At 67.3% G+C, this 9531-nt stretch carries 19 protein-coding genes and 1 tRNA gene; all 20 read left to right on the top strand.

Translation table 11 applies throughout. From position 1 onward, the window contains the following. Positions 1–175: 175 nt before the first annotated feature. The 20 genes from WC683_01395 (at position 176) to WC683_01300 (ending at position 9525) form a co-directional block, all read left to right on the top strand. Positions 176–388, top strand: coding sequence for a hypothetical protein (locus WC683_01395; protein MFA4971235.1), 213 nt, complete (start codon positions 176–178; stop codon positions 386–388). After that, entirely contained in the window at positions 385–1464 is a 1080-nt protein-coding gene (locus WC683_01390) for a hypothetical protein (protein MFA4971234.1), read from the top strand. Before WC683_01395 ends, WC683_01390 begins: the two co-directional genes overlap by 4 nt. Positions 1465–1499: 35 nt before the next feature. Next, positions 1500–1931, top strand: a complete 432-nt coding sequence (locus WC683_01385) for a hypothetical protein (protein ID MFA4971233.1) — start codon at positions 1500–1502, stop codon at positions 1929–1931. Positions 1932–1944: 13 nt separating this feature from the next. Next, positions 1945–2196: a hypothetical protein gene (locus tag WC683_01380; protein MFA4971232.1), complete on the top strand. Its 252-nt coding sequence runs from the start codon at positions 1945–1947 to the stop codon at positions 2194–2196. 133 nt (positions 2197–2329) lie between these two features. Then, a complete protein-coding gene (locus WC683_01375) occupies positions 2330–2809 on the top strand; it encodes a hypothetical protein (GenBank protein ID MFA4971231.1) in 480 nt (159 codons plus the stop codon). A 3-nt stretch (positions 2810–2812) separates the two neighbouring features. Continuing rightward, positions 2813–2886 (top strand) — tRNA-Pro (locus WC683_01370). Positions 2887–2922: 36 nt separating this feature from the next. Then, complete coding sequence (locus WC683_01365; GenBank protein ID MFA4971230.1) at positions 2923–3471, top strand: zinc ribbon domain-containing protein; 549 nt, start codon at positions 2923–2925, stop codon at positions 3469–3471. A gap of 8 nt (positions 3472–3479) precedes the next feature. Then, positions 3480–3758: a hypothetical protein gene (locus WC683_01360; GenBank protein ID MFA4971229.1), complete on the top strand. Its 279-nt coding sequence runs from the start codon at positions 3480–3482 to the stop codon at positions 3756–3758. A gap of 6 nt (positions 3759–3764) precedes the next feature. After that, positions 3765–3941 (top strand): hypothetical protein, encoded by a 177-nt coding sequence (locus WC683_01355; GenBank protein MFA4971228.1) that lies wholly within the window; start codon positions 3765–3767, stop codon positions 3939–3941. Then, entirely contained in the window at positions 3941–4348 is a 408-nt protein-coding gene (locus WC683_01350; protein MFA4971227.1) for a hypothetical protein, read from the top strand. Before WC683_01355 ends, WC683_01350 begins: the two co-directional genes overlap by 1 nt. Positions 4349–4830: 482 nt before the next feature. After that, a complete protein-coding gene (locus tag WC683_01345; GenBank protein ID MFA4971226.1) occupies positions 4831–5052 on the top strand; it encodes a hypothetical protein in 222 nt (73 codons plus the stop codon). A gap of 32 nt (positions 5053–5084) precedes the next feature. After that, positions 5085–5828, top strand: a complete 744-nt coding sequence (locus WC683_01340) for a radical SAM protein (protein ID MFA4971225.1) — start codon at positions 5085–5087, stop codon at positions 5826–5828. 10 nt (positions 5829–5838) lie between these two features. Next, on the top strand, positions 5839–6120 hold the full coding sequence (locus tag WC683_01335; protein ID MFA4971224.1) for a hypothetical protein: 282 nt from the start codon (positions 5839–5841) through the stop codon (positions 6118–6120). A gap of 56 nt (positions 6121–6176) precedes the next feature. Further along, positions 6177–6698, top strand: a complete 522-nt coding sequence (locus WC683_01330; GenBank protein ID MFA4971223.1) for a DNA N-6-adenine-methyltransferase — start codon at positions 6177–6179, stop codon at positions 6696–6698. Position 6699: 1 nt separating this feature from the next. After that, positions 6700–7440, top strand: coding sequence for a metallophosphoesterase (locus WC683_01325; GenBank protein ID MFA4971222.1), 741 nt, complete (start codon positions 6700–6702; stop codon positions 7438–7440). After that, complete coding sequence (locus WC683_01320) at positions 7437–7919, top strand: hypothetical protein (protein MFA4971221.1); 483 nt, start codon at positions 7437–7439, stop codon at positions 7917–7919. The genes WC683_01325 and WC683_01320 overlap by 4 nt, the downstream gene beginning before the upstream one ends. A gap of 86 nt (positions 7920–8005) precedes the next feature. After that, entirely contained in the window at positions 8006–8434 is a 429-nt protein-coding gene (locus WC683_01315) for a hypothetical protein (protein ID MFA4971220.1), read from the top strand. Next, positions 8431–8757 (top strand): hypothetical protein, encoded by a 327-nt coding sequence (locus tag WC683_01310; protein MFA4971219.1) that lies wholly within the window; start codon positions 8431–8433, stop codon positions 8755–8757. Before WC683_01315 ends, WC683_01310 begins: the two co-directional genes overlap by 4 nt. 11 nt (positions 8758–8768) lie before the next feature. Further along, complete coding sequence (locus tag WC683_01305) at positions 8769–9206, top strand: hypothetical protein (GenBank protein ID MFA4971218.1); 438 nt, start codon at positions 8769–8771, stop codon at positions 9204–9206. Between the two features lies 1 nt (position 9207). Then, positions 9208–9525, top strand: coding sequence for a hypothetical protein (locus tag WC683_01300; protein ID MFA4971217.1), 318 nt, complete (start codon positions 9208–9210; stop codon positions 9523–9525). Positions 9526–9531 lie beyond the last annotated feature (6 nt).

The following is a 9531-nucleotide window of genomic DNA, read 5'->3' as shown; positions in this document are numbered from 1 at the left end:
CCGCGATTCTCCCGTCGCCTAAAGACGACGGTCCCCTCGCGGAGGCATTGATGTCCGGCAACCGATCCCACAACAGCGAGCAGGAAGAGTAGGCCGCGTCACTTTCCCACGGAAAGTACTTGCCTGCCGTGATCTGGGTATGGTACCGTCTGCCTCCACAATCCGGAGGGACAGAATGCCGAGCGATGATCGGAAGGCGGTGCACCTGGGCGCGGAAGCCCGGATGCGCCTGAAGCTGCTCGCCGCCGTGCGCGGCGTCAACATGCAGGACCTGATGTCGGCCCTGGTCAATGAGGCGTTCGAGCGCGAGGCGCAGGCGGGCACCCTGCGGGACCTGGATCCCGGGCAACCGAGCGAACACGTGTGCACGCCGGGGGGTGGAGCATGAGCCGGTACCGCACGGTGCACTGCCTGCTCTGGAACGACGACAAGTTCCCCTTTGCCTCGGATGATTGCCAGCTGGTCTTCCTGCACCTGCTAACCACGCCGCTCTCGTCGCCGTTCGGCCTGTACAAGGCCAGCCTGGAGGCGCTGGCGGCGGAGAAGCGCTGGCCCTTCGATCGCTACATCGCCGCGTTCCGGGAGGCCGAAGCGCAGGGGTTCGCCCTGTACGACGAGCACGCCCAGGTCGTGCTGCTGCCGCACTTCCTGCGGTACAACACGCCCAATAGTCTGAACGCGCTGAAATCGTGGGCGCGGGCGTTCGATGAGCTGCCCAGTAGCCCGCTAAAGGGCAGTTTTTTCCACCTGTTGGAAGCCTTGTGCGAGGGGCTCTCCCCTGCCTTCCTGAAAGCCTTCAGGAAGGCGTTCCGGATGCCTTCCGGATGCCATGCGCGATGCCTTCTCGATGGCATACCGGATGGCATACCGGATGGCATCGGGACGCCATCCCCGATCCAGGAACAGGAACAGGAACAGGAACAGGAACAGATCCCCCCCCCGCGCGTAGCGCGCGCGATCGATCTCGAAACGGAGATCGAAGAAGGCAGCAGCGAGGGAGGGGAGGGGGATCCGGGGGCGGTGGATCGGATCCGGGCGGTGTACGTGGCTGCGCTGGAGGCCCGCTACGGCCCCGCTGTGGCGGCGGAGCCGGCGTGGGCACCCCGGACCCGGGCGCGCGTGGCGGCGCTGGTGGGGGCGCACGGGGAGGCGCTGGTGGCGCGGACGGTGGGGGCCGCGGTGGGGCGGTGGGAGGCGGTGGCGGCCACCACGCAGGGCCGGCTGGCCCCGGCGCCCAGCATCGAGGCCCTCGTGGGGGGGTTCTGGCGGCTGTTCCTGGCCCCGGGCCCCGGGGGGGCTAAGCGGGGGCGCGCGGCCGGGCGGGACGCGGGCGAGTACCGGCCACCTGCGGAGCCGCTGGACGTGGGGTGGGGGCCCGCTGGGGAGGGGGCGCACACGTGTGCGCTGGAACCAGGCGTTTTACCTGTTGACAAACGCGCCAGCGGCGGTTATACTCCTGGGTGAGCATGCCGCGTAGGATGCGCGGCGGGAGGGCTACCATGCAGGACGGGATCTTTTACAAGCACTACCGGACGGCGTACGGGGCGATGACGTTCGCCATCGAGCGGGAGCAGCGGCCGGCCCCCCGGCCCATCACCCTGTACCGGGTGGGCTGCGCGTTCTGCTCGCCGCCGGACCTGGGTCGGTTCTCGCGGACGCGGGGCCGGCAGATCGCGCGGAGCCGACTGCGGTCGGCGCCGATCGAGCGGGGGATCATCCTGGAGAGGGCCGGGGGGGGGCCCGCGTTCTACGAGGTGATGGACATCGTCATCGATGGCCTGGACGCGCTCCGCGAGCAGTACGACCAGGAGGAACGCGCGGGCCGCCGCTGGCGGGACGAGCCGGGGGCGCCGCGGTGGTTCCCGGCGTTCGCGGTGGAGCTGCGGGAACAGCGTGCTGCGGCGGTGCGCGCGCGGGCGGTCAAGGCGTAGGAGGGGCAGGACGATGCTACGTTCCCCGCTGCTCCGGACGGTGCGTGCGGCCCTGGGATGGGGCCGGCCCGTGCGGCAGTGGGCGGTTCGGACGCAGGGCGAGATCCGGGCGTCGCTCTCGCCACGTGGCGGCGCGCACCCCCCGCGTGCGGGGGGGCCGGGCTCGCTGGGCTGGGGCCACCGGAGGGCCGCGCTGGCGCACGGGATGGCGCGGCGGCTCCGCGTGCGGGATAGGGCCGGGCAGGCCACCGACGGGTACGATTAGCACCGCGGCCCACGTGGAGAGACGGGGCGCCGAGCGAGCGGCGCCCCGTGGTTGCTTACAGGTTGTGTGGGATCCCGGGGTGGCCCCCGCAGGTGGGGGCGCCCCGGGGCCCTTGAGCGCGAAAGGGAGCGGCATGGCGCGGAGGGCAGGCGGCGGATGGTACCAGATCCCGGCGCGAAGCTTCTTCGATCGGTGCGTGGCGCCGATCCTGGGGGAGTTGGCGACGGCGGTCGGGTTCTTCTTCCTGGGGGTCATCTTCGTGGAGGACTTCGCCGAGGATCCGGCGCGCGATCCCTGCGGGTGCGCGGCGTGTGCGGACGCGGGGCCCGCCGCGGGGGCGGATCCCTCCCCGGGGGCCGACCCAGGGCCGGCGCTGCGCGCCAAGCTGGACGATGCCCGGGCGATCGCCAGCCGGTACGCGCGGGAGCTGGCGCGCTGCAAGGCCCTCGTCGCGCAGGGGTGCCCCGGCACCCGGTGTGGGGGGGGTGCCCGCCAGCTCTGCGGCTACATGGACGCGGAGCCGCCCGAGGAGATCTGGCGCGTCGTCGGGGCCGCGCGCTCCTTCTGCGATTGCGCCGCCGAAAGGGAGGGTGGAGGCCAAGGATTGAGGTGACGACGGGGCGTAGCGCAGCCTGGTAGCGCGCCAGCTTTGGGAGCTGGATGTCGGAGGTTCGAATCCTCTCGCCCCGATCGAGGAGTAGGCGCGCAACCGAAGGGAGAGCAATCATGTCCGAAGCGAACGACCTGATCCCGTGCCCGATTTGTGGGGAGCCCATCCGGGCGGTGGCGAAGAAGTGCCGGTTCTGCGGCGAGGACCTCGTGGCGAACGCGAAGCGCCAGGAGGTTTCCGAGGAGAAGCTGGTCTACAAGGGGGAAATCCCGGTGTTCTACAGCGTCGGGCAGATCATCCTGCTGATCTTCCTGCTGCTGCTGTTCGTCATCCCCGGGCTGGTCTACCTGATCTGCCGCTGGTACGAGTCGGCGTCGAACCGGTTCACGATCACGACGCAGCGGCTGGGCATCGAGACGGGCTGGCTCAGCAAGGGCGGTGAGAACATCGAGCTGTTCCGGATCGACGACTTCGGCATCAATTCGCCCATCGGGATGAAGCTGATGGGGTGGTCGTTGCTCATCTTCCGGTCCAGCGACCGGACCGGTGGCGCGGTGCAGGTCCTTGTCCCGGTCGAGCGTCAGACGGAGATCGCGACGACGGTGCGGCAGGCGATCTTCGACCAGCGTGAGTTCCGCAAGATCCTGACGCACGCGAGGTCGTAGGAGCGTTCATGTTGAAGTCCAAGCAGAAGGAGTTTCTCGATGCGAATGCGAGACTGGAAGCGGTTTTGGCGCAACGAGAAGCTGGGCTGGCGACGGATGCCGATGTCGAGGAAGCGTGGGAGCAGGTGGTTCGGATGAAGGTGGCAAAACAGCTTCTTCCGTTGGGCGAAATGATGACGTCGTGTACTTCAGTTCATGACAATGGGAAGCATCGTGGGCATCGCGGACCGAAGATCGGGACGAACCTGGGCGATCTGCTGCGAGATTCCACATCGAAGAATGGATGAGATGAGATGAGTGAGGAGAGAACATTGGTCGATGCGTTCCGTAAGCGACTGGCAGAGTCCGACGACGATTGGAGCGAGGTGGAGGTGGACGCTGACCAGCTACGCGATCTGCTGGAGTTGGCCGAGTGTGAGGTTCGGAGGCGCGAGGATCGAACGGTGAAGATCCGCAATAGAGGCCAGTGATGACAGATACATTCAAAAAGGTTGGGCCGTATGCGTTTGTGTACAAAAAGGAAGATGGAGACGATCCTCGGATGTGGTGTGATGGGATCGCGGCCATGGTGGCCGAATGTCACCAGATCGCGCGTGAGCACGGCTGGTGGGACGCCCCGAGGAGCGACGGGGATCTGATCGCACTGATGCACTCGGAGCTGTCCGAGGCGTTAGAGTACCTGCGGAGTCCGGAGGGGCTTGCTGCTCCATCGGATCACCTACCTGGGGTTCCCGGGGTAGCCGAGGAGATGGCGGATGTGCTGATCCGAGTCTTCGACTTCTGCGGGGAGCGCGGGATCGACCTGTCCAGGGCGCTGCGGGACAAGATCGAGTTCAACCGTGGCCGACCATACAGGCACGGCGGGAAAAGGATGTGAGCTATGGTGCGTTGGAGTACTGTGCGTGCGCTGATGCAAGGGGGTCCATTCCAAGCTCGCCTCGTGCGTCCCAACCTGTCTGTGCGTGTGCTGCGCGTGGATCCACGTGGCGTGGTGGTGGAGGCCCAGTTGCCAGGGGAGGACGCGCCCCGGGAGGTACTGGTTAAGGTTGGCGGCCTGCGCTGTCAGAAGCCCCCGGCACTTGCGCGCTCGCTGGCGCCATGGGTGGCGGGGGCCCTCCAGGGTGAGGCGCAGACCTGCGCAGCGCTGGTAGATCGGGCCCTGGCCGAAGGGGTTGCCGTTGCTCCCGATGCGGCCTTGCGGGTGGCGGCCGCCCTGGGGCGCCTGTCGCGTCAGGGGCGACTGGCGTCGGCTGGGTTTGAGTCTGGGCCTCGTGGAGGAAAGGGGCGCCCGATGTGGCGCCTGCGCGGTTGATCGGCATGCCAACGGAGAGGTATGCTGGAAAAGCGATGAGGTTACCCATGGGCGAAGCGAAGTGGCGAAGGGCGCACGGCATCGGGTCGCGCACAGAGGAACGGCGGGAGCGGGAGCAGGCAGAGGTGAAGCGCAAGGCGCAGGAATGGTGGGATAGCCTAACGCCAGAGGAACAGGAAGCAGAGCGAGTGCGGCGGAAGCGTGGCAGAAAACTGTTCAACATATTGCAGCAGGTATCATTCGCGGCTGCCGGCCCACTTCCTCGTTGACAAACGCCCACCGCTGTCGTATGCATGACCGCATGGCCGCGCGCGACGATCTCATCTACACGCCCCGGGGGCGCGCCCTGGAGTACGCCCCGCTGGCGTGCAACCTCGCCATCTGCTGTGCCCACGCTTGTCGCTATTGCTATGCGTCTGCCGCTCTTCGCGTGCGCCCCGAGGACTGGCCCACGGTGCGACCGAAGCTAAACTGGCGGGCGCGGTTCGAGGCATCGGCTGCGGCGCACCGCGGCGATCCCCGGGAGATCCTGTTTAGCTTCGCGACCGACCCGCTCGGCACGGCGGAGCAGGCGGAGGCCCTCGGGGTCGCGCTAGAGATCGCCGAGCGTGAGCTGCTCCAGGTCACGGTGCTGACCAAGAACCCGCTGGCTGTGGTACCGCTGTTTCCGCAGCTCCATCGGTGCGGCTGGAGCTTGGGCACCACGATCTGCTTCCTGGACGAGGCGATGCGGCAGCACTGGGAGCCGCATGCGCCGCCCATCGCGGAGCGCCTCCGTGCCCTCGATCTGGCTCGGGACGCGGGCGTGCGGACCTGGGTCAGCGTCGAGCCGGTGCTGGACGCCGCGGAGGGGCTGCGGGCGATCGACGCGGTGCGGGACCGGACCGACCTTGTCAAGGTCGGGAAGTGGAACCACGACGCGCGGGCCCGGGCCATCAGCTGGCCGGAGTTCCTCGCTGCGGCCACGCGGCTCCTGGAGGGGCGCGCGCACCTGTTCAAGCACGACCTGCTGGAGGCGGGACGCCCCGCGCCCCGAGGAAAGTAGGTGGCATGTCATGCCGAGACGCGGCGGATACCAGATCGCGAAGATGTCTGATGCAACGCGTCGCGAGCGAGATCGCCTGATAGGCGAGATCCTCGCTGCTGCGCGTGCGCTCTATGACCAGCGCCTAGTTCAGCATTCTGATCTCATTGTGGCGCAAGATGTGGTTCTCGAAGAGATGGGGCATCCAGTTGCAAGCACAAAAAAGATCTCCAACGAGAGCTTCTATGCGCTGCATCCGGAGGTAGATTACCGACTAGAGATCACCTTGGTCGTGCGAGGAGCTGACCGATGATGGAAAACGCGCAAGTAGAGTCTGAACATAGTATCCGGTAGGAGTGGCGCACGCCGATCGATCTGCTGCGGGCTCTACAGCCCGAGTTCTTGTTCGACCTGGATGTGGCTGCGAGCGCGGACAACGCTGTGGTTCCGTACTACCTCGACGCGGATTTGGATGGCCTGGCGCGGCCGTGGTTCGGCGTGGGCCAGGCGCGGGTGGTCCCGGTCCATCGGGAGGGCTACGGGGCGGACCAGGACTGCTGCACGCCCCTGTGTTCCCAGACGGTGTGGTGCAACCCGGGCTTTAGCGGGATGGAGCGGTGGGTGCAGAAGGCCATTGCGGAGGTGGGTCGGGAACCACGGTCCACGGCGGTGCTGGTGGGCCTCGTGGCTCCCTCGACGGCGTGGTGGCGGGCGGCGGTGGCGGCCGGCGCCGAGATTCGGCTGCTGTCGCCGCGCGTGCAGTTCGTGGCGCCCCCCGGTATCAAGCAGACGAGCAACCCGCGCGAGAGCGCGCTGTTCATCTTCCGATCGCCCCCGATCGGGAGCCTGCGGCCGGCCCACATCTGGACCTGGCGTTGGAAGGAAGACTGAAATGCGCATCATCCACATCAGCGACCTGCACATCCGCGGCAATAACAAGGACAACGCCGTGGTGCGCGAGAAGCTCGCTGGCATCCTGGATATGTTCACGGCGGGCGACGTGGTGGTGGCGACCGGCGACATCACGGACGACGGCAAGGAGGATCAGTACGCCAAGGCGGAAGTGCTCCTCGCGCCGTTCACGGGGCGCCTGATGCTGGTTCCCGGGAACCACGACTTCGGGCGGCTGGGCAACTTCTACAGCGCGGACTGCGTGCGGCGGTTCGCCACGCTGCGGGTGGCGCTGGCTGCCGAGACGAACTGGATGTTCCGCGTGGATGGCTTCCCTGTGGGGCAGATCATTGGCCTCGACACCTGTCTGCGGACCGGCAGCATCGTGGACTTCGCGCAGGGCCGCGTGGGGTTCTGGCAGCGCACCAGGCTGAGGTGGAAGCTGGATGAGATGAAGAAGCACCGGGCGGTGAGCGTGGTGGCCCTGCACCACAACCCGTACTACACCGACTGGTTCTGCCGGTTGAAGGACGCGAAGGAGTTCTTCGAGGTGGTCCTGGGGCGGGCCGACATCGTGCTGATGGGCCACGAGCACAAGGAGCGCTACACGTGGTACCCCAGTGGGTTGCCGGAGGCGCAGGCGCAGACGCGGCTGTACGCGGCTGGGGCCTTGTTCCGCGAGAAGACGGAGCCGCTTGTGATCCAGGTCGTCCCGCCAGATCGGCGAGGAGGATCGAGGTGAATCGATCTCAGCTGCTGCAGCGGCTCCAGTCCCTGGCGGCGCATAGCGGCACGCCAGAGCACGAGCGGGCGTCTGCGCTGGCCCGCATTCGAGAGATCGAAGCGGTTGCTCGCGAGGAAGCTGCTGCAGCTCGCAAATCTTCGTTCGTTGCCATTCCCAAGAAGGCTGGCCGCGCTCGCTTGGGCAAGATGCGTGTTCACGCGAAGCGGCCGCTCCCGGAGCAGTGGCCATTCGGTTGGACGGGGACCCGTGGGCCGGTCGAGTATGAGGCGGAAGTCCAACGGGACGGATCGATCGTTGTCGGGTGGAAGTGCCCTGGGTGCGGGGCGCAGGTGGAGCGCCGGTTGTCAGGATCCACGTGCGCCTATCTGCGGCGCACGGCACCTCCGGATATCTTGGAGGCGCGCGTTCGTGCCTGGGCTTCGGGCGCGACCAACCTCCTCTGCCTCGCCTGCTGGCAGCGCTGGGATGCTGCATAACTTTTCCTGTTGACAAACCTGTTTCAGTGGTTAATATAGGGGTGTGAGCGGAGGCCCGGCGCGGATGCTGGGCGAAGGAGGTGGCCATGTACTTGCACGCGTGCACGCCAGGTAGACACCTGCGGCGCCTGTGCGACTCCGATGGCCACCCGAACGTGGTGGCCCTGTACCGGCGCACGCGCCGGGGCCAGCGCCAGGAGGTCTGCGGGCGCCCTCTGGGGGGGGCGGGCGTTCACGGGGGCGGCTACTACGTCCTGCGGCTGGGCAGCGATGGCGTCCTGTACTGCTCCTGCGCCGACTACTTCCATCGGGGGCACGCGTGGAACCGTGCGCACCCTGGCGCGCAGCCATACGCCTGCAAGCACGTCATCGCGGCCATGGCGCACTACGCGGGGATGATCGAGCGTGGTGTGAGCCGGGATCGGGAGATGATCGTGTACCGCCCGGAAGTCCTGGTGGCAGAGGCGGGGCGGCGCGCGGCGGTGTCCGCAGCAGCAGCGAGGAGGACCGCATGACGATGCGAATGGAACACTGCAATGTCGTGGACATCGACTGCCTCGCTCCGGCGAACAGCAGCGCCCTGGTGCGCTCGCGGTGCTTCCGGTGCGGCATGCCTGTGTGCCTGAACTGCTCGCAGGTCCAGCCGTACCTGCACTACGGGCGCAAGCGGATCTGCAACGACTGCCGGGACGAGATGGCGCGTGATGCCCCCCCGCAGCCGCACCGCTGCGGCACGGTGGTCTACCAGCGGGGGGCCGAGGTCGGGACGTGCGTGGACTGCGGGAAGCGGTGGAGGCGCGTCGAGGTGACGGCCCGCGGCAACCGCCGGAAGGCGTGACGGAGGCGACGATGGCTGACGAGAAGAAGTGCGTGGCGATGGTCGGGGCTGGTGAGGTATGGAGCCGCCATAGCGCTCCGTGTGGGAAACCAGCGAAGGGCGAGCACGATGGAGCGCCGCTGTGTGGGACCCACCTGCGGAAGCTCAAGATGGACCGCCGCCTGACAGTTGCGAAGCAGTACAGCGGAGGGGAGCTTCGCATTGGGAAGCCTTCCGATGCGAAGACGCGGTACAGCGTTGGAATTTGGCGCGAAGGATCCCCGCATTTGGATGCTCACGATTGGTCAAATGGGAACTCTTGGGAGAAGGCCAACCCGGACGAACTCGCCGTGCGACGCGAGTACGTCGAGGCGCTGCGCAAGTACCACGCGAAGCTGTCCGAGAAGGTCAACCGGATCTCCGGGGAGATCGACGCGGAGATGGAGAAGATCCGCGTACTGGAGGTGTGAGATGGCGAAGAAGTGGATGGTCCAGTGCGAGGTGTGCGGTGGGAAGGGGGAGGTTGCGAAGGAGTGCCCGAGTTGCGGGATGGAGCTGGACGAAGGCCAGTCGTACTGCGACGAGTGCGACACCTGCCGAGAGTGCTGCTCTTGTCCGCAGTGTGACGTCTGCAAGGAGCGCGGGGAGGCGTGCCGGGACTACGAGCTGATCGACGGGGCGCGCGTCTGCGCGGACTGCTACGACGACGACGTGCCCACGCAGCGGCAGGTGGACCGCGAGGCGTACGAGGAAGACCTCGCCTGTTGGCGCGAGGGGATCGACCGGTAGGAGGGT

Source organism: bacterium (assembly GCA_041648665.1).
GTDB lineage: Bacteria > UBA10199 > UBA10199 > 2-02-FULL-44-16 > JAAZCA01 > JAFGMW01.
Note: the sequence above shows the minus strand (reverse complement) of the source record. Positions and strands in the feature narration are given on the sequence as shown.